The 20,102-nt window shown below is 42.9% G+C and carries 20 protein-coding genes; 7 read left to right on the top strand and 13 right to left on the bottom strand.

Annotated elements, in window-relative coordinates:
* The first annotated feature begins 56 nt into the window (after positions 1–56).
* A complete protein-coding gene (locus tag ACRD7A_RS12235) occupies positions 57–572 on the top strand; it encodes a YkgJ family cysteine cluster protein (protein WP_430811366.1) in 516 nt (171 codons plus the stop codon).
* A 148-nt stretch (positions 573–720) separates the two neighbouring features.
* Here ACRD7A_RS12235 and ACRD7A_RS12230 read toward each other — a convergent pair whose 3' ends face one another.
* On the bottom strand, positions 721–1,044 hold the full coding sequence (locus ACRD7A_RS12230; RefSeq protein ID WP_430811365.1) for a YkgJ family cysteine cluster protein: 324 nt from the start codon (positions 1,042–1,044) through the stop codon (positions 721–723).
* A 401-nt stretch (positions 1,045–1,445) separates the two neighbouring features.
* On the opposite strand from ACRD7A_RS12230, the gene ACRD7A_RS12225 reads away from it, so the two are divergent.
* From ACRD7A_RS12225 to ACRD7A_RS12215, 3 genes are all read left to right on the top strand, one after another.
* A complete protein-coding gene (locus ACRD7A_RS12225; RefSeq protein ID WP_430811364.1) occupies positions 1,446–2,549 on the top strand; it encodes a hypothetical protein in 1,104 nt (367 codons plus the stop codon).
* A 63-nt stretch (positions 2,550–2,612) separates the two neighbouring features.
* Positions 2,613–2,765, top strand: coding sequence for a hypothetical protein (locus ACRD7A_RS12220; protein ID WP_430811363.1), 153 nt, complete (start codon positions 2,613–2,615; stop codon positions 2,763–2,765).
* Positions 2,766–2,884: 119 nt separating this feature from the next.
* Complete coding sequence (locus tag ACRD7A_RS12215) at positions 2,885–3,376, top strand: GtrA family protein (protein WP_430811362.1); 492 nt, start codon at positions 2,885–2,887, stop codon at positions 3,374–3,376.
* Positions 3,377–3,556: 180 nt separating this feature from the next.
* Here the strand turns inward: ACRD7A_RS12215 and ACRD7A_RS12210 are convergent, their stop codons facing one another.
* The 12 genes from ACRD7A_RS12210 to purH form a co-directional block, all read right to left on the bottom strand.
* Positions 3,557–4,039 carry a hypothetical protein gene (locus ACRD7A_RS12210; RefSeq protein ID WP_430811361.1) on the bottom strand — a complete coding sequence of 161 codons (483 nt, stop codon included), beginning with the start codon at positions 4,037–4,039 and terminating at the stop codon, positions 3,557–3,559.
* A 179-nt stretch (positions 4,040–4,218) separates the two neighbouring features.
* Complete coding sequence (porQ, locus tag ACRD7A_RS12205) at positions 4,219–5,247, bottom strand: type IX secretion system protein PorQ (RefSeq protein WP_430811360.1); 1,029 nt, start codon at positions 5,245–5,247, stop codon at positions 4,219–4,221.
* A 48-nt stretch (positions 5,248–5,295) separates the two neighbouring features.
* A complete protein-coding gene (locus ACRD7A_RS12200; protein ID WP_430811359.1) occupies positions 5,296–5,790 on the bottom strand; it encodes a YkgJ family cysteine cluster protein in 495 nt (164 codons plus the stop codon).
* Positions 5,747–6,670: a DMT family transporter gene (locus tag ACRD7A_RS12195; RefSeq protein ID WP_430811358.1), complete on the bottom strand. Its 924-nt coding sequence runs from the start codon at positions 6,668–6,670 to the stop codon at positions 5,747–5,749. Before ACRD7A_RS12195 ends, ACRD7A_RS12200 begins: the two co-directional genes overlap by 44 nt.
* Before the next feature lie 69 nt (positions 6,671–6,739).
* Positions 6,740–7,315, bottom strand: a complete 576-nt coding sequence (locus ACRD7A_RS12190) for a pentapeptide repeat-containing protein (RefSeq protein WP_430811357.1) — start codon at positions 7,313–7,315, stop codon at positions 6,740–6,742.
* Positions 7,316–7,381: 66 nt separating this feature from the next.
* The gene (locus ACRD7A_RS12185; protein ID WP_430811356.1) at positions 7,382–8,686 is read right to left on the bottom strand and encodes a KamA family radical SAM protein; all 1,305 of its coding nucleotides are present in this window, start codon (positions 8,684–8,686) and stop codon (positions 7,382–7,384) included.
* A 295-nt stretch (positions 8,687–8,981) separates the two neighbouring features.
* Positions 8,982–10,403, bottom strand: coding sequence for a rod shape-determining protein RodA (rodA, locus tag ACRD7A_RS12180; protein ID WP_430811355.1), 1,422 nt, complete (start codon positions 10,401–10,403; stop codon positions 8,982–8,984).
* Positions 10,381–12,234, bottom strand: coding sequence for a penicillin-binding protein 2 (mrdA, locus tag ACRD7A_RS12175; protein ID WP_430811354.1), 1,854 nt, complete (start codon positions 12,232–12,234; stop codon positions 10,381–10,383). Before mrdA ends, rodA begins: the two co-directional genes overlap by 23 nt.
* 3 nt (positions 12,235–12,237) lie before the next feature.
* The gene (mreD, locus tag ACRD7A_RS12170) at positions 12,238–12,756 is read right to left on the bottom strand and encodes a rod shape-determining protein MreD (RefSeq protein WP_430811353.1); all 519 of its coding nucleotides are present in this window, start codon (positions 12,754–12,756) and stop codon (positions 12,238–12,240) included.
* A complete protein-coding gene (gene mreC / locus ACRD7A_RS12165; protein ID WP_430811352.1) occupies positions 12,749–13,579 on the bottom strand; it encodes a rod shape-determining protein MreC in 831 nt (276 codons plus the stop codon). The genes mreD and mreC overlap by 8 nt, the downstream gene beginning before the upstream one ends.
* A gap of 80 nt (positions 13,580–13,659) precedes the next feature.
* On the bottom strand, positions 13,660–14,685 hold the full coding sequence (locus tag ACRD7A_RS12160; RefSeq protein WP_430811351.1) for a rod shape-determining protein: 1,026 nt from the start codon (positions 14,683–14,685) through the stop codon (positions 13,660–13,662).
* Between the two features lie 14 nt (positions 14,686–14,699).
* Complete coding sequence (gene purH, locus ACRD7A_RS12155) at positions 14,700–16,289, bottom strand: bifunctional phosphoribosylaminoimidazolecarboxamide formyltransferase/IMP cyclohydrolase (protein ID WP_430811350.1); 1,590 nt, start codon at positions 16,287–16,289, stop codon at positions 14,700–14,702.
* Between the two features lie 691 nt (positions 16,290–16,980).
* Here purH and ACRD7A_RS12150 point away from each other — a divergent pair.
* The 3 genes from ACRD7A_RS12150 (at position 16,981) to ACRD7A_RS12140 (ending at position 19,670) form a co-directional block, all read left to right on the top strand.
* A complete protein-coding gene (locus ACRD7A_RS12150) occupies positions 16,981–18,237 on the top strand; it encodes an ABC transporter permease (protein WP_430811349.1) in 1,257 nt (418 codons plus the stop codon).
* A gap of 61 nt (positions 18,238–18,298) precedes the next feature.
* On the top strand, positions 18,299–19,009 hold the full coding sequence (pepE, locus tag ACRD7A_RS12145) for a dipeptidase PepE (RefSeq protein ID WP_430811348.1): 711 nt from the start codon (positions 18,299–18,301) through the stop codon (positions 19,007–19,009).
* A gap of 94 nt (positions 19,010–19,103) precedes the next feature.
* On the top strand, positions 19,104–19,670 hold the full coding sequence (locus ACRD7A_RS12140) for a GNAT family N-acetyltransferase (RefSeq protein ID WP_430811347.1): 567 nt from the start codon (positions 19,104–19,106) through the stop codon (positions 19,668–19,670).
* The last annotated feature ends 432 nt before the right edge of the window (positions 19,671–20,102 follow it).

Here is a 20,102-nt window from a genome sequence, read left to right as displayed (position 1 = left end):
ATACAGCCCCAAGATTATTGTTGCTTTTCGTATTTTTGCAAAAAAGGATAGTAAGCATGGTAACATTGAATGATTATAAGGTACTGAGAGATGAGATTGACGCGGCGGCAGACAGGCTGTGGAAAGAGCATAGTGCGAATATGAGCTGCAAGAAGGGTTGTGATAAATGCTGCCTTAACTTCGATGTGTTTCCCATCGAGTTTGATGCCATTAAAGAAGAGGTGGCAGCCAAGTATCCCAATGTGCTGCAACAGGCTAAGCCCGATGAGTTGGGGGAGAAGTGCTTCTTTTTGAAAGATCACCAGTGTGCCTTGTACGAGGCACGACCCATTATTTGTCGCACCCATGGTTATCCTTTGCTCTACATGAATGAAGGGGGTGATCAGTGGGAACTATCGCATTGTGAGCTTAACTTTACGTCTGTGGATGAGGATTATTTTCACGAAGAAAATTGCTACCCCCAGGATACTTATAACAGCCGCCTGTTTATGATGAACAAGGAGTATGTTAAAACAGCACACCCCGATAAGGGTGAGTTTGATTTGGTGCCGCTGGTGGAGCTTTTGCGCTAATGGCCGCAAGGAAAGTAACTTAGTGGTCAAGCTGTTCCTTCTGATACGTTCCTGGTTTTGTACTGTGCTGTTTCTTCACGGTTTGTGGGCTCGCATCTTCATGTGCAAAGCGCTTATTAAGCTGCGATCCCATTTTTTCTGTTTGAACTCAACCCACTCTGTTCTCGTTGCACCACTTCCAATGGTGTTCATTAACCGGATAGTTACGGCAGATGTCGGCGCGTGCTTCGTACACACCGCAGCTGAAGAAGCCTTTATCAACGCGCAGGAATATGCAGTCGCCATTGGCTTGTGTCTTAAGAAAATGACCGTGCGAGTAATCCGGCCCCATGGGGTCGGTAAACTCCGTGCGTGTTAGTTTTGTGTATTTTTCAAGAGCCAGCATTTCCCGCTCGTTTAGCTCTACAAAGGGGAAGTTACGGCAGCAGATACCACAGTTCTGACAGGTGAGCGATGAGATTTTGTTTTCCATAAGGCAAGTGATTTTGAGTGATGCATTAAAGTTATTGCGAATGGAAAAGGCATTCTGATATTTATTAATATCCCATCCATGCCAAAGGTACGGTGGATTCACCTAGCTACCTAGTGAAAACATCTTTATTTGTGTCAGCCCATTCAACTTCAGTAAACTTTTAGCGGTGCGTGTAGCTATTCAGTTTCCCTCGCAATCATTTTTCTACCATTAATCTCCGTTGTTAGCATGTTTATCCTTTCGAGGCCAATATTCTGTAGAGTATAACGGATAATTCTTATTTTTAGCTTGAGTTTTTTAGAAGTAGAAGAAGTTCCGGATCTTCTTTGGTTAATAACCATTGTGTTAACGACTAAGCTCTAATTGGCAGTAAAAAAATAAAATTACCATAATAACAAACAATGAGAAACATTTTAGTTTTAATTCTATTAATGGCTATTATTAGTTGTAATAATCATAAGTCACGGAACATAGAAAATAAAACGACTAGCAATTCTACAATATCAAAACCGGACACTATCAACATAATAAATAAAACCAAGGCAACGAAGGCACCAATAGGATACTCTGTGTCTGCCAATAATTGCTGTGGAAAATATTCTGACTCAATCATATATTGGTTTGAATATTTAGATAGTTTACATGCCACCAATCAGGAAGGTAGATATAGTACTCATAATTTTCTTAGTAAAATTAATAGACGAACAGCACCGCTGTTTAAGACATATATCTCTGTTGCACAAAACGCGCTTCTAAAAGATACTCCAAAATTAGATGGAAAATTTCACCAGGATACATTGCAAATACTTGACAGCCTAATAGTGCCTTTTTTTAATAAAAGGCCATTTAAGGTCTATATCCAACATGAAATGGAAGTGGAAACCCAAACATTATGTTGTTATAAAGGTAAGCTTAGGTATTTTAAGGATAAACAATTTATCGATAACTCTAAAATCAAAACGATTAGAGGTGGTGAGTATACCCTTTATAAGGGCGAAAACTTGATAATCAGAAAAAATGCAAGTGATTCAATTCATATTTTACCGGCAGATTACTATCCCCTTAACTCTTTTCTAAGTTGGTCAAACGATAGTTCCTTTATTATCTATACCGATGGTTACACCATATCTATGTTTGATATTGAGAAATGGAATAATTCTTTTTTAGCAAAAGGGAAAAATCCCAAACTTTCGAGTACAAATGACTCGTTTATTTATTATTATACTGATTCTATTTACTCAAATAAAACCCTTAAAATAATGTCTTATGACCTGGCATCAAAAACACAATTTACGGTTTTAAATTTGCCAGATTCTTTAGATGCAGGTTGCTGGGGTCCAGATAAGTATCATGCATCTAACATTGAAGATGATACATTTAATAGAGAATCGTGTTGGAGTGTTAAACTGTACACTGGAGATGGTGATGCTCCCGATACAAAAATTTATAAATACTATTTCAATCATCAAGGTGACTCTTTAGCGTTCCTTAATGTTAATAATTAATGTTTGCTAATATCCTACATATACCGTTAAAACTTATACCAAACCCATATTAACCCAATTAAAATGTTAAAAAAGAAGTTTCTTGAACTATCCCATGATTCTGACGATGCTAAAGTGCGCATGAAGAGGCTTGCCCGGCTGGCCAAGCTTCAAGATATTGCCTTGTTTATTCTCGTAGCCATGGTGTTGACTTGGCTGGTAATTGTTATTTTGTAAAGGCGGTCCAAGATTTAGGCAATGCTTTTTGATCGCATAGGTTGCGAAAAGCTTGCCGAGACTTAGGGTTCAATGCAATAAATATGCTAGTTTTGTAGGCTTGCAGAAAAGGTATATGTATGTTGCAGAAAATCATTATTGCCATTCTCGATTGGTTTTATCGCCCTTTTAAAGGTTATTTGCCGCGTCAAACATTTAACTACGCAGCCTGTGGTGGGGGCAACACTGTTTTCGATATACTTTTGTATTTCATCACCTATAATTTCGTGCTTAACAAGCATATTGTGCACACCGGCATCATCGCCATCAGTCCGCACATTGCAGCGTTTATCTTTGTGTTTCCCATTACTTTTCTAACGGGTTTCCTATTATCGAAATACATTACTTTTACTGAGTCGAACCTGCGGGGAAGGGTGCAGCTTTTTCGCTATGGCTTAACAGTTCTTGGCAGTATTGTACTTAATTATATTCTCCTAAAAGTATTTGTTGAACTATTGGCTGTTAAGCCCATATTGGCCAAAGTTTTAACTACAGTTATAGTTGTGGGATACAGTTATGTGTGTCAGAAGTACTTCACTTTTAAGATTAAGATTCAGGATAAGGCTTCATAATCAGGCTTTGAAGTAAGTTTTTAACTCAGTGCATAATAAGGTCATTATAGTGGGTTGGCACTGTTGTTAAGTTTGATTCACTCTATTTTTTCGTTTTTGGGTGCCGTAATACAGGCGCTGATTTCTTAACTGCTCGTTAGAATAGGAACAGGGAAGCGCCAATGTATTTTTGGGATGTTACTAGCCGAGTTTAGCGCTGCAATAACCTGCTTTTAGCTCCGAATTATCCGACAACGTAATATAAACTATATACTTATCCATTGGATACTTATCAGGAGTTGTAAGAGCTTCAAAACGTAATTTCTGTATGTTCGTTCTGAAGTAGCTTTCGATGGTGGTAAGCAGGTGGTGCTGCGAAGTTATTTTAACAGCGCTCAGCTCGGTACCATGAGGAAAGCGAAACAGAGCAGTAGGTGCGGGTTCAGCACTTTGCCGTCTGCCTTGTTGCAAGTTGTTAATGGTGTTGCGCAGTTCGCTCAGTTGTGAAAAGCGGTCGTTAAGACTGTCTTCTTTAGCTTCGGCAGGCTCATCCGCTTTCTTCGGTGGGTTTTTCTCCACCTTGGTGGGCTCATCAATTTCGTATTGTACAAAATTAAGTTGCTTAAACAGTTCAATGATGAAATCTGCTTTCTCGTCCGGAATTTGCACTATTAGTTTGGCCATATCAATGCGTAATTAGGATCCGATAATATAAACAAAAATAAATAAAAAATGTAATTGTGCTAGCATTGATTTTGTTATAGCCGAAGGGTTTGTGTCTGATTTATCCAGTAAATCAAATAGTTGAATCAGTGGATTTTTGCTGGAGCTAAGAGATCCTTGGGATCCGCAGCCGTGAGTTATTAGCGCCTAAAGTCCGAGAAATTAGTGGAAATGCTGAAATGGTTAGAGGCGCCCCCCAGATGATAACGGGCCGAGCCATAAGCGAAATGAAACTTATAAACGCGAAAACCAAAGCCCCAGGAGAAGCCGCTGGTTGACATTTTTTCACTTACGCCCAGTTCTTTGCGACGCCTGTGGTTGTAGCCCACACCCACATAAAAATTATCGGAGGGGAGCAATTCCACACCCACGTTAATGTGGCGCATTAATTGATCGAAGGAGTTGCCATTATTACCTTTTCCTTCAATCGTTTCGTTGTTACCATCGCTCACTTTGTATTTCATATCCCAGTCAAATAAATCCTGAGCTGTTATTGACAGGCGAAAGGGAGCGTGGGCCAGCTTTTTGCTGAACCCAATCTGCAAATCGGTGGGCAGTGGCTCGTGGGTATCGTTGTAGCTGCTTATTTGTGCCCCCGCATTTTTAAGGGTGATACCGGCCGAGAACAGTTTGTTATCTGAGTTGTACAAAAGACCAATATCGGTGGCCAGGCCAAAAGAATTGTATTGCTCCAAGTTGGATATGATGGGTTTTATGGCAATGCCGGCCCGCCATTTGGGCGAAAGTGTTTTTGTGTAGTTAATGCTAATGGCATATTCGGTTGCCGAAAAGGTGCCATTCAGGTTTCCATTTTCATCGGCTCGATCAAACGAGCCATAATTAACGGCATGCACACTAATGCCAAAAGTGCCTACCGATTGGATATGATGGCCATAGGCGGCGTAGGTCATTTTAATATCGCTGATGTAAGGTACGTAGTTAAAACAAAGGCTATTGTGCAATTCTTGCGATAGGTTAGCGGGGTTGTGAAACATCAGGCTGAGATCGCCGTGATTCATGCCCACCTGATTGCCACCCAGGGCTGCCACGCGTGCCGAATTAGTCAGGTTCAGAAAATCATAGGTGTGCTCACCGGCCTGCTGTGCCCTGGTAATAACGTTTGTAAATATTGCAAAAGCAATTAAAAGTATGCTTATCCGTCCCTTCATCGTAAGTACATAAACGGTAAAAATATTAAAATAGTGTTTGAAACAAAATCATTTGTCAAATATCGGTTTTAGCCCTTCCACCACATCAAAAGCGGCAGGGCAGATGAAGGTATTTTTGTAGGTTAGGGTGGTGATCTGATAGAGGCGCTTGCGGTCAGTATGCGGATATTCGCGGCAGGCCCGCGGACGAGCGCTATATACCATGCAGTAATTATCGGGCATTAGAAAAGGGCAGGGGGTCTCTCTGAATATGTAGTCGTTGTCGTCATCCAGCACCAGGTATTGCTCAATAACTTCACGCGGGCGCAGGCGCAAGTGGTTGGCAAGGCGGTCAACATCGCGATTGGTAACGATTGGGCTTATGGATTTACAGCAGTTGGCACACCCTAGGCAGTCGGTGTAGCTAAATACTTCGTGGTGCAGTTGCTGAGCTTCTTCATCCAGCGACTTGGGGCGTTTCTTTTTCAGCTTCGCTAAAAAGGCCTTATTTTCTTTTGCTTTATTTTGCGCCTTCTGCTTCAGTTCTTCTCTGTCGAATGCCACGTTGATTAATTTTTATTTGTGAAATAAACAGGCCGCCAATTACAAAGGCAATGCCAATCATGATTTGTAAGGTTAACGCATCGCCCAATACATACCAGGCAATAATAGCGGTAAATACCGGAATTAGATTTACAAAAACATTGGCTTTCGTTATGCCGATCTTCCGTATGCCGTAGGTGAAAAATATAAAGGCCAGTGACGAGCCAAAAATAGCCAACAGTAACACAGCCACCAGTGCTTCGTCGTGAATTTGCAGGGTGCTCAGATCCGGTGCATCAAAATATAAAAATAAGGGCAGGAAGTAAAAAATGCCAATGGTATTTTGGTAGGTTATAATACTTACCGCATTATAACCGGCGGGTATTTTTTTAAGCACTATGGAGTAGCCCATGGTTGAAAAAACAGCCACAAACATCAGTAAAACACCTTTGAGAGGGGCCGCAAGGCTAAGGTCTTCTTTAATAATGATGAGGAGTACACCCGTAAAGGAAACCAGGATGCCCAGTAGGTTGGGCCAGCCAATGCGACTTTTAAAGAAAAGCCGGTCTGTGATGGGGGCAAACAGTGGAATGGTTGACACGATTACGGCTCCCACAGTGGATGGTACTAATTCCAGACCAAAGCTTTCGCCCAGAAAATAGAGAAAGGGTTCAAAAAATGCCAGTAGAACAAACCATTTAAAGTCTTGCTTTTGTATGGGCTTGAGTTGCTTTAAAAATTTTAGGATACTGGCCAGCAGTGCTGCGCTGATAATCAGGCGTAGCACCAGAATCGTAAGCGGCGTAAAAGAAAGGAATGCCTGCTTAATCCAAACGAAAGAAAAAGCCCAGCATATCATCGCCAACAGTAAACTTATCAATACCCTAAAGCGTTCCGACATAGTGCTCGATTAAAGTGAGCGCAAAGGTAGGAAAAAGTCGTTTGGTATTAAGCGACCAAAATTAGCTTTTTACCTGTTGATGATGATCTGATACTTTTGTAGTAAGCCAGCTAGCTGATCGGCCGAAAACCGTGCTTTTTTTAGCTTGTTACGCTCCGGATCGATGCTGAAATGATAGGCTGATGATAAATCGGCGCCCTCCAGGTTGGTGCCATCAAACAGCGCCTGGGTCAAATCGCAGTTGTCCAGTCGGGCTTTGCGCAGGTCGGCTTCTGCAAAATCCACTTCTTCAAGCTGACAATTAATAAAGGAGGTTTTTTTTAATGCACATCTGTAAAATGAAGCCAGCCTCAGTTGGCAGCTTTCAAAGCGAGGTGAGAAGAAGAGGGTGTTGCAATCGCTAAACTGTATGCCCAGCAGTTTGCAGCCTTTAAAATACACATCGCGCAATAGGGCATGTGTCAATATGGCATTGCTTAAATCGCAATTTTCAAAGCGGCACTCTGTAAATTGATTGTGGCTTAGATCGGTGCTCATGAACGAACAATTCTTAAAAAGGCAATTATCGTATTCGCCTTTTGGCAATCGCTCTTGAGTAAAGTCGCGTCCAATAAATTCTAAATCTTCAAATAAGGGTGTCAGCATGGGTAGGATACTAAAAAAGGCAGAACCTGCTAACAGGTACTGCCTTCTGTTATTCGTTAATAGCTTTTACTTTAAAAACATATCGGAGAACTCTTGCTCAAAGAAGAATTCATCGTTGCCAAAGGCCGGCTTCAGATCGTCCATCCACAAGGCATTTTCATCGTATTGTGCAAAGAAGGGACGTGCTACCCAGTTGGTGTCGCGACCCTGAATAAATTCAAGGGCAAAGGCCTTTTCGCCTTTAATTTCGGTAACACCTACTATGCGCACTTTACCGGGTGTACACGACATGCTTGGGCCACGTACCGTACGGCAGATACCACTTACCTTGCGGTAGGCCTTGCGGAAAATTTCCCACGCATCTACCAGCGATACGCCAAAATATTTTTGGGCTCCTGTATCGCGGGCAATAAACATATAGTAAGGAATAAGTCCCAGACTCACCTGTTTTTGCCACATGGTGGACCAAATTTCGGGCTTCGCATTTATATTATTCAATAACGGTGACTGAGTACGTATCTGTGCTCCCGTTGCTTTAATTTTTTTGATAGCCTGCTGCACCGCTTCCGTCTCTAGCTCACGGTAGTGGTTAAAGTGAGCCATAAAGGCCAGTGTGATACCGGCATCAGTTACCTTCTTAAAGGCTCCCAGTACTTCTTCGGCATCGGCATCGGTCAGATAACGATAGGGCCAGAAGCCTAAGGTTTTTGAGCCAATACGAATATTTTTCAAATGGGGTATATCGGCTGCTATCAACGCACTCAGATAGGTGTCGAGCATTTTCCCCTTCATAATCATGGGGTCGCCACCGGTGATAAGCAGGTCGGTAATTTCAGGATGGGCACGCAGGTATTCAATGACATAATCAATCTCCTTCATGGCAAACTTCATTTCGTCCATGTTGGTAAATTGTGGCCAGCGAAAACAGAAAGTGCAATAGGCATGGCAGGTTTGTCCCTGGGCGGGGAAGAACAGCATGGTTTCGTCGTACTTATGCTGCACGCCCGTTAGCTTAACGCCATTGAGCTCAGGCACATTGTATTCCATCTGTCCGGCGGGGTGAGGGTTTAGTTTCTCCCGTATCTTATTAGCTTCTTTCTTTATGACTGCTTTATCGGCACCGCTTCTGATGATTTTGGCCATCTGGTTGAAATCTTCTTCTTCCAGCATGCCTTTCTGAGGAAAGTTGAGGATAAAGATGGGGTCTTCTTTGTAGTTTTCCCAGTCTATTAACTCATCAACAACGTAGCTGTTTGTTTTAAAAGGTAAAACGTTTCCTACTACTTCGATGTTAAAGATGTCCTCGTCAGTAAGTGATTGAATTTGTGGAATTTCCCGATAGTTGTGCAGTGCATAAATTTTATACTTCATAAGCAATCTCCATTTTTATTTCCGATTAGGCATTGGGCTTGCAAAACCGAGTGATTAATAGTCCAAAATAGGTCATTGTAGAGTGTTGCTAACTCCCATTCCCACAGCAACATGACCGAGAATTTTGGGTGAATCAACTTTCATAAATTGATGGGCGGCAAAAGTATTGAAAAAAAATGACAAATCAAAACTTCTCAGCGTCCAGGTTGTAGCCCTTGAAGGACAAGATAATCAAGGAGGTAAGGCCTGTTGGGCATTGTGGCATGCAAAAATGCTGCCAGTATTAATGATTTTTTTATCGTATTAGTTCTGCCCGGTTCATATCCAGCTTTAAAAAGATAAACAAGAGCAGTGTAAAACCCCAGAGTGATGAGCCACCATAGCTGAAGAAGGGAAGTGGGATACCAATTACGGGTGCCAGCCCTATGGTCATGCCAATGTTAATGGCAAAGTGAAAGAAGAAAATGGCGGCCACTCCATAGCCATACACGCGGCTGAAGGTAGAGTGTTGCTTCTCGGCGAGGTATAGCAAGCGAAGCAGCAGGAAGACAAACAGGAGTACTACGGACGTAGATCCTATAAAGCCCCATTCTTCACCCACTGTACAGTAGATAAAGTCGGTGCTTTGCTCGGGAACAAAGTTAAATTTTGTTTGTGTACCCTGCAGGTAACCCTTACCATACAAGCCGCCCGACCCAATGGCAATTTTTGACTGATTAACGTTGTATCCGGCACCCAGTGGATCTTGCTCAATGCCCAGCAGTACATTGATACGCGTGCGCTGGTAATCCGATAAAACATCTTCGAAGAAGTAGTCAGCTGATACGGTGAGGAGAATGGCGCTCCACAGGATGAGTAGGTAAGTGGGTACAAACTTATTAAAACGCTTGGAAAGGGTTGTATATAAAAGGTGAATACTAAGGCCTGCTATGGCAGGGATAAGCACATATTCGGCTTTGATATTGAGCGGCACAAAGCGATACAGGGCATAGCTAGGGGCGAGCACAAGGCCTCCAATGATTACGGCTTTTAGCAGAGCAGCGCGGGCACCCTTAAAATAGAGGATGAGTAATATGGCCAATACGATGATGCCAATGATGGTGGCGTTGGGTACTATCAGGGTTAAAACAGCCACAACAGCCGCAATAAAACCAAAGGTGAGGACATATCCGGTAAGCCCTTCGCGGTAAAAAACAATTATAAAAACGCTGTATACAAGGGCGGAACCTGTATCGTTTTGCAAAAGGATAAGCAGCATCGGCAGGAGTACAATAAAAGCCGCTTTCAATAGGTTTGATGTCTTGCTAAAGGTGAATCCATAGCGACTCAGTGCGCGTGCAATGGCCAGGTTGGTGGCCATTTTGGACAGCTCGGCCGGCTGAAAACGTATGGGGCCAATTTCGAACCACGATTTAGCTCCATTGATTTCCTTGCCAAAGAGAAGTACAATAACCAGCAGTAATATGGTAATGCCATAAAATATGTAGGAGAACTCAACGTAGAATTTACTGTCTGTAATCACAATCATACCTACAAAAAGCAGGGAGAATCCGATCCATACAAGCTGTTTAAAATATTCGTGGCTCGTATCGAAAAAAATCGGATTTTCGGGGTTGAAATTAGCCGCGTAGATATTTAGCCAGCCAAATAAAACCAGTAAGCTGTACAGTCCAACAGTTAACCAGTCAATGCTTCTATTGTATTTTCTGTTTGGCATTTATTAAGTCTCCTTCTAACATGCGTTTCTCAATCCATTTGCGACCCGGATGAATGGTGTCGTTTAAATATTTCTCCACCATCAAACTGGCGATGGGAGCGCCCCAGGTAGCACCAAAGCCTCCGTTTTCAACATACACCGCAATGGCAATTTGTGGATCATCCTTGGGTGCAAAAGCGATAAAAATGGAGTGGTCATCACCGTGCGGGTTTTGTGCCGTTCCGGTTTTACCACAGATGCTGATGCCGGGTATCTGTGCAATGCGTGCGGTACTACCGGCACCTCCCCACACAGCCAGTTCCATACCATTAACGATGGGAGCAAAGTGTTGCACATCAATTCCTGTATCGTGTATTTTCCGGAATGTATCGTCAAGCGATTTGTCCTCAATATTTTTGATGATGTGTGGCGTGAAATACTGCCCCCGGTTGGCTAGCATGGCCGCCATATTGGCCATTTGGAGGGGAGTTGTTAATATCTCGCCCTGACCTATGGAGAGTGAGATAACAGTTAGTGAGTTCCAGCTTTTTCTATAGACACGGTCAAACCAGTCGGCATTGGGTATAAACCCCCTACTTTCATTATGAAAATCGGCTCCCAGCTTATAGCCAAAACCAAATTTAACTGCGTAATCCTTCCAGGCATTGAAGCTTTCCTGAATGCTACCATATTTGGGGTTGTCCAGTATGTTTCTGAATTCGTAGCAGTAGTAGGCATTGCACGAGTGCTGGATCGACTGGGTGAGGTTGAGGGGGGAGTCATGCGGGTGACAACCCACCGAAAGGCCACGGGCAAAATAGCCCATAAAGCACTCGTGGGTAGTGTAGGGTTTTAAAACGCCCTCCTGCAGCCCAATTAATGCATTGATGGTTTTAAAGGTAGAGCCAGGCGGGTAGGAAGACTGTACGGCCCGGTTAAGTAGTGGCTTCAGTGAATCGGTAAGCAGTACCGGGAAGTTTTTGGAACGATCGCGGCCTATGAGCAGGGAGGGATCGTAGTTAGGTGCCGATATGAGTGAGAGAATTTCGCCACTGGCAGGTTCTATTGCTACAATACTGCCAACTTTATTTTGCATCAGCTGTTCACCATATTGCTGTAGTTCAATATCGAGCGAAAGGGTTATGTTTTTACCCGCAATGGCAGCTGTGTCATGCCGCCCCTCTTTAAAAGCTCCTTTTTCGCGGCCATGCACATCAACTAACATGTATTTCACGCCTTTCTTGCCGCGCAGCTCGTGTTCATAGGTTTGCTCAATACCGCTTATGCCCAGGTAGTCACCTGGTGTGTAATACGCATCGTCCTTTAGTTGTTGTTCGTTGATTTCTCCCACATAGCCCAGTACATGAGCAGCTGTGGGGTATTCGTATTTGCGCAGTGTACGTCCCTGAACAAAGAAACCCTTGAATTTGTAGAGTTTTTCCTGAAAGTTACCGTATTGCTCGGCCGATAGCTGTTTGAAGAATACAGAGGGCTTATAGGTCGATATTTTGCGTGAGCGAATGTCTTTGCGCATCTGAACAAAACGCTCACGCAGCTGCTCAATGCTAATGTTTAGTGATTGACAGAAGTCAATGGAGTCGAAAGGCACAATATCGCGGGGTACTACCATCACATCGTACACCGCCTGATTCGAAACCAGTAACTTACCGTTGCGGTCGTATACCAGGCCACGCGATGGGTACTGGGTTACCTCACGGCGTGTGTTACTAACGGCCGAAAACTTATACGAGGTGTCATAAACCTGCAGAATAAATAGCTTGGCTATAAATATTAAGGCCAGGCTCATGATGATGCCGGCAATAAGTATCGTACGGTTGTTGATGCCTCCCACGTGTTACCTCCCTTGTTTTTTACCTTGACTAAATAATTGCGCAATCACAATCAGTAATATGGTAAGCAGCATGCTGGTAAATACTCGCACCAGCGTGGAAAAGAAGTGTGTTACTGAGAATACTTCTATGAAGAAGAGGAACAGGTGATGGGCAAACACAAGAATGGCAGAGTAACGCAGAAACCAGCCAATGCCATAGTAGCCCATGGTAGGAAGCGTGCCCGGTTGATATTCATCGCGCGGCGCAAAAAGGCGGAGTACATAAGGCCGTACGAAGCTCATAAATACGGTGGCTGAAGCATGCATGCCCGGTGTATTACTGAAAATATCAATGATCATGCCCGAGGAGAATCCAAAGAGCAGAAGTAGCCAACCCGGTATTTCAAAGGGCAGTGTGATAATGAAAATGATATAGAGATAGGGGTTAACAAAGCCGCTTAACTGAATATTGTTAAGTACCAGTACCTGAACCAGTGTAAAAAACACAAAGTTAAAGAGATATCTTGGCAGGTAATTAATCATCTTCGGTCTCCTTTTCTAGTTTAATTTGTTCATCGCGCGAAGTGTGGCCAATGACTTCCACAAAGGCCAGATTTTTAAAATCTACCGATAGCTTTACTTTGATGCGATAGAAGCTGGCGCCTTTATCCAGTTTTACGCTTTCAACACTACCCAGCTGTATGTCTTCGGGAAAGATGGAGGAGTAGCCACTGGTAACCACCAGATCGCCAACATTGACTTTGGCATGGCGCGGTATGTCCAGTAAGCTAACATGCTGATAAGAGGTGCCGTCCCACTCCAATGAGCCAAAAAAGTCAGACTCCTTTAGTTTAGCCGATATTTTTAGGCGCGTGTTGATGATAGAAATAACAGTGGCGTAATGATTCGATACGTTTTTAACAATGCCCACAGCTCCCTTGTTGGAGATAACTCCCATTTCGGGTTCAATACCGTTGAGACGCCCTTTGTTGAGGGTTACATAATTAAAGCGTCGATTGGTAGAGTTGTTAATTACACGAGCCGAACGGTATACATACTCCTGCATATTTAAACTGTCGTGCACCATGTTAAAATAATCTTTTGAGGCACGGTATGATTCGGGCAGTCGACTGCGCAGATAGGCGTTTTCACGGGCCAGGTCTTCGTTAATTTCACGAAGCATTAAATATTCCGATCCTGTATTGTAGCGTTTTAGTATGCCGCCTGTGACGGCGTTTGCCGATGACAGGAAGGTGGAGCGCTGATAAGCATTGTAGTTAACAACTAACAAAAGAGACACAACTTCGATAATGAGGAAAAGAATCGCAAAGTGGTATTTAATAATAAAGCGTATAAAGTCTCTCATGCAACTATCGTTATTAGTAAAAAAGTCAGTAGTCAGTGGTATTGTAACCACTGACTACTGTCTAGTTTCTACTGACTATTTTATCTGATCAAATAAGGCAGTATGCGATGACGATTTTTCAGCGCAATGCCAGTACCGCGTGCCACGGCATGAAGAGGATCTTCTGCGATATGGAACGGGATATTGATTTTATCCGACAGGCGTTTATCCAATCCGCGCAGCAGGGCACCACCACCGGCCAGGAAGATGCCATTTTTCACAATGTCGCTATACAGCTCCGGAGGTGTCTGCTCCAGGGCTGATAGAACGGCGGTTTCAATCTTAGAGATTGATTTTTCCAGACAATGTGATATTTCCTGGTATGAAACTGGCACCTCGATGGGCAATGCCGTCATCTGGTTGGGTCCCTGTACAATGTAATCGCTGGGTGCCTCCTCCAGCTCTGGAAGGGCTGACCCCACATGAATCTTAATTTGTTCTGCCGTGCGTTCGCCCACCTTGATGTTGTGCTGTCGGCGCATATATTCAGTTATGTCAGCCGTAAGGTCGTCACCGGCAATGCGAATGGACTTATTAGTTACGATACCGCCGAGCGAAATAACCGCTATCTCAGTTGTACCTCCCCCTATGTCTACAATCATATTACCTTCGGGGGCTTCTACGTCGAGGCCTATACCCAGTGCGGCTGCCATGGGTTCGTAAATCATGTGAACTTCGCGTCCTCCTGCGTGCTCGGCCGAGTCGCGCACCGCTCTTACTTCCACCTCGGTGCTGCCCGAAGGGATACATACCACCATTGATAGCGAAGGAGCAAATAGTCGTGGCTTCTGATTAATCATCTTAATCATGCCTCTTATCATTTGTTCGGCAGCGTTAAAGTCGGCAATTACGCCATCGCGTAAAGGGCGTATGGTATAGATGTTATCGTGTGTTTTACCATGCATCTGGCGTGCCTTTTCTCCAATGGCCTCCAGCTTATCGGTTTTGCGATTCAGCGCTACGATAGATGGCTCATCAACAACAATTTTATCCCCGTGAATAATAATGGTGTTGGCTGTACCAAGGTCGATGGCTATTTCTTGCGATAAGAACGAAAATAGTCCCATTCAACTGTGTATTTTTAATGTTTAAAATGACGTTTTCCTGTGAATAACATAGCCATGCCAAACTCGTTGCAGGCCTCAATAACTTCTTCATCTCGAATACTGCCACCCGGTTCTACAATGTATTTAACACCGTATTCATTGGCGGCTTCTATGCTGTCGCGGAAGGGGAAGAAGGCATCTGAAATAACCACCGACTGTGCCATGTCAACACCCTCTTTCATATCGAAGCGAGGCATTGTTAGCTGGCGCATGCTGTCCAGGCGGTTGGGCTGTCCCATTCCGGCACCCGTCAGCCAAAAGCTACCATCGTTTTGTTCCGTAACTACGGCAATGGCATTGCTCTTAAGGTGCTTACAGGCAGTAATACCAAACTTAGCCAACTCCATCTTGGTGGCATCAAACTGTTTTTCAGTAACATTTTTAAAATCAGAATCAACTCCCTCGTCTTCATCCTGAACCAAGATGGCACCACTTACCGAGCGGATTAGTTTTTCACCCGTCAACTCATTCTTGATGGGTGTCTCCAGCAGTCTAAGGTTCTTTTTCTTGCCGAAGATTTCCAATGCTTCCGGTGTGTAGGCCGGTGCAATAATTATTTCGACAAAACGCTTGGCAAACCACTCGGCAATATCGCCGGTAACAGTATCGGTAAAGCAGATGATACCACCGAAGGCAGATATGGGATCACCGGCCCACGCCAACTCCAGAGATTTCATAATATTGTTGGTAACCGCCAGTCCGCATGGGTTGAGGTGTTTTACCACCGATACGGCCTGCTTGCCATCGATATGATTAACTGAATGGTAGGCATCGCTCGCAGCTTTCCATGCGGCATCTGCATCTAGCATATTATTGTAAGACAATGCTTTGCCTTGCAGTACTTTAGCATCAGCCAGGGCGGCACCTTCTTTCACATTATTGTACTTGAAAATGGTGGCTTTCTGGTGGGGGTTTTCACCGTAGCGCAGCACATCTCCGTTGTTAAGGCTGATGCGCTCCATGTCTTCTTTGTCTTTGTTGAAGAAGTTGGAAATGGCCGAGTCGTAGTGCGATGATACGCCAAAGGCTGCAGCCGCAAATTGCATCCGATCTTCAAGGCTTGACTGGCCATTCTTTTCTTTTAGAATGTTCAGTAGGTCGGCATATTGCTCTTTCGATGGAACAATAATAACGTCATTGTAGTTTTTAGCGGCACCACGGATTAGGGAGATCCCACCGATATCAATTTTTTCTATGATGTCTTGCAGTGGAGCGCCCGAGGCCACGGTGGCTTCAAACGGATATAAATCCACAATAATCAGGTCTATTTCAGGTATATCGTACTGTGCCAATTGTTCTAAATCCCCTTCGTTATCGCGACGGGCAAGAATGCCACCAAAAATTTTCGGGTGCAAGGTTTTCACACGACCACCTAAAATGGAGGGGTAGCTTGTTAGATCTTCAACACGCTCACATGGTACATTCAGGCTTTCGATAAATGCCTGGGTGCCGCCGGTGGAATAAATTGTAACGCCCTGTTCGTGCAGTGTTTTTATGATTTCATCCAAACCGTCCTTGTGGAAGACGGAAATCAAAGCCGATTTTACCTTTTTTAACCTATTCATTTATATCCTTTTAGTTCTTTCCGCAAAAATAAGAAAATAAGCATTGCCAACAAGGTGCTTAAGATAATAAATGTGTTGCAGCAACTATCTTTCTTGTGCTGATGCCTGCTGGTATTACTAGAAAATTGCTTCAGCGCGGATTAGTAGCCGGAATTTCATAACTATTTTGCATTGTCATGCATCCTTAAAATCTCAGGTGTTTGATTGCCAGAAAACGGGGAAAGGGAGTCCTAAGGTAATGGAAGTATTATGATAATAATATACAATCTATTAATCAAGCAGTCTTAAATCATTAAATTATCCTGACACTAGCATTCATAGCGTTACCTCAATTCGTCTTGATCCTGAATTTTTCTCAATTTTTTTAAAATGTTTACTAATTGGATAGTAAAAAGGATTTTTACAAGCCTGCTAGTGTGCGATGCGTTATTTATTGGCATGTTTTGGTATTGTTTTCTGCCTACTCTTTTCCGAATAGTTAACAGCGGTCAAAAGTTTTTATTGCCTTTGTGCATTACGTTAGTTGAAGGGAGTTATTTCGATATTCCTTTTTATCTAGTTTGCAAATTGTGTTCATAGGAACCTGCGGATGCGATTTTTATTTACAATCTATTCATCAAGATTGCATCCGTAAGAGCACTATGTACTTCAGACTTTTTATCCTATCTTGCTTACTCAAATTGGAGTACTTATGATTCTCATCTATAAGTTTTTTAAGGAAAGTTTTTTGTTTGCGCTCAATGCGCTGCGAACAAATCTAATGCGGACCATACTGACGCTCTCGGGCGTGACTATTGGTATTTTTTCTATTATCACCGTTTTTACCCTGATTGACTTTTTGGAGAAACAGGTGCGCGATAGCATTGCTTCATTGGGGAATAATGTGGTATATATACAAAAGTGGCCGTGGACTCCTCCTGAAGGGGAGTCGGAATATCCCTGGTGGCGATATATGAATCGTCAGGTGCCATCTCTAAATGATTACCAGGAGGTAAAGCGACTTTCAAATATTGCAGAAGATGTGTCGTTTGTAATGACGACCCAAAAAATGCTTCAATATGAAGATAATGCCTATGACAATGTGGCTGTAATGGGTGTGTCGGATGGTTTTGATAATATTTGGACCTTTGAGATTGCCGAAGGACGTTATTTTTCACCTTATGAAAATAATAGCGGAATGAGTGTGGCTATAATTGGTGCTGATATAGCTGATGAGCTTTTTCAAGATGCCGACCCCATTGGGAAACGTGTCAAGATGATGGGGCGTAAGTTCACGGTGATTGGTGTTATGCTGCGCACCGGATCTGATATTTTTGGGAATAGTCTTGATAAAAACATGATCATTCCGGTTAATTATGCCCGAACGCTTTTTAATTTGCGCAGTGAGTCGGTTAATCCAATGATTCTGGTGAAGGGAAAGGCGGGTTATAGTACCGATGATATGTTGGATGAGTTAACCGGTGTGATGCGGTCTATTCGTCGGATTAAACCCAGGGCTGATAATGATTTTGCTCTGAATCAAATAAGTCTGATCCAAAAAAACTTTGACAGCCTCTTTGACTTTATTGATTTGGCCGGATGGTTTATTGGTGGTTTTTCTATTTTGGTGGGAGGCTTTGGTATTGCCAATATCATGTTCGTATCTGTTAAGGAGCGTACCCGTATTATCGGTATTCAAAAAGCATTAGGGGCCAAGCGCAGATTTGTGTTGCTTCAATTTTTGATCGAAAGCACGGCTCTTTCTCTCCTGGGCGGTATTGGCGGGTTGTTGTTGGTCTTTGGTATTGCTGTATCGGTCAGTGTTATTAGTGGTGGACCAATGGCCTTGTCTTTTGTCAATGTGCTCAAAGGACTTGGAATATCAACTGTAATAGGAGTTTTATCAGGTTATATACCAGCCTGGAAAGCCTCGCGCATGGATCCGGTTGAAGCCATTAATGCCTTATAATATAAAGTTAAAACATCCATTTTTTTAAATCTAAAAGTCTAAATTCTAATAGTCTTAAATTATGAATCTATTATTAATCTCTAATTCAACCATGGCCGGTGAGGCCTATCTTGATTATCCCAAACATGATATTGTTCGTTTTTTGGGGAAAGAAAAAGTAAAGTGTTTATTTATACCCTATGCAGGTGTAACGGTGTCGTTTGATGATTACGAGACAAAAGTAAAAACCCGTTTTCAAGAGGTGGGGCATGATGTGGTGTCCATTCACCATTTTAGCGACCCGGTTAAAGCGGTTGAAGATGCAGAGGCAATCGTTGTAGGAGGAGGGAGTACCTGGCAGCTTTTACGTATGATTCATGATAACAAACTTACAGAACCTATTCGGAAGAAAGTATTGGGTGGAACAAAGTATATAGGATGGAGTGCCGGATCAAACCTTGCCTGTCCAAGCATTAAAACAACTAATGATATGCCCATTATTGATCCAATGGGTTTTGATGCGCTTAATCTGGTACCTTTTCAGATTAACCCTCACTACCTCGATGCCAATCCTGAGGGGCATGGCGGTGAAACGCGGGAGCAGCGGATTCTTGAGTTTCTGGAGATTAACAAGAAAACTACGGTCGTTGGATTGCGTGAAGGTTGCATGTTTACTATTTATGAAGGAAAGATTGGCTTTAAGGGACAGCTTCCCTTACGTGTTTTTCAATATGGGAAGGAGCCATATGAGATACAGCCCGATGGAGATTTTGATTTTCTGATGGAGTTGTAACTTCTTCGGGATATCATAAAGTATAGTACCAATGTGCTTCCATAAGCCTTTTTCTGTGGGGGTGGGTTGGTGCTGTTTTTATTATATGTATATAATGAGCAAAAGTAGCGAACACATAGGTTTGATATTTCGTCAGCTTAAATCGGTTGATGAGGATGATTTTGAAGTTTCATGGATGCTTTATTGCAATGCTTTCCCTGTGGATGAGCGGCGGCAGCTCGATGTGCAGAGTGTTATTATGCAGCAATCACGCTATCGCTATGAGGTGGTTTATTCAGGAAGTATCTTCGTTGGCATACTGTTGTGGTGGCAGTTCGATAATAGCGTGTACCTCGAGCACCTGGCTACAACTGAGGGCATGAGGGGAAAGGGTGTTGGGAGGGCTATGATTAAACAGTTTTTGCAAGGTCTTGCTCAAAAAGTTATATTGGAAGTTGAGTTACCTAATTCACCTCTTAATCGGCGGCGTATTGCTTTTTATGAGCGCCTGGGCTTTGTGCTTAATGAATACGAATATCAGCAGATGCCGATGCGTAGGGGTGGGGCGGAGGTTGATCTTATGCTTATGACTTATCCAGGGACAATCAAAGAAGTGGATGTTGTGGATTTTAAAAAGGAATACGAACGGAATTGTTTTAGTCCTGTCGCTAATTATATATAGTATGTATTGGTAGTTTCGACTGGATTTTATTCCATTGGGCTAATTTTTCTTTCTACGATAATTTTTTTTCAGCCACTAACATTCACAGCCACAATTCCTAAGCTTTACTTTGGTAAATATCTTCAAAAATAAAGCTCATTTAAATTTGGATATGCGAAATAAACGTCGTTATTTTGCACCCGCTTTTGAGGACAATGGTTCTGCTGAAAGGCACGGTTGATAAGGGTTTAGGCGCTTATCGATACATTTTGAAAGATGAAATTGCAAAGGGCTATTGACAAGGAAAAAGAGAGTTTATAACTTGTTTGTTCTGTCAAAAATAAGCGCCAAAATAATTGAAAAATAATTTTGGAATTTTGGAATAAAAAACCTTACCTTTGCAGCCGCTTCACAAACGAGGGGAGTAGCAAAAACGGGCTTCGGACAACGAAC

It is taken from the genome of Carboxylicivirga longa (genome assembly GCF_050589825.1).
Taxonomy (GTDB): domain Bacteria; phylum Bacteroidota; class Bacteroidia; order Bacteroidales; family Marinilabiliaceae; genus Carboxylicivirga; species Carboxylicivirga longa.
This window is presented reverse-complemented; position numbering and strand designations above follow the sequence as displayed.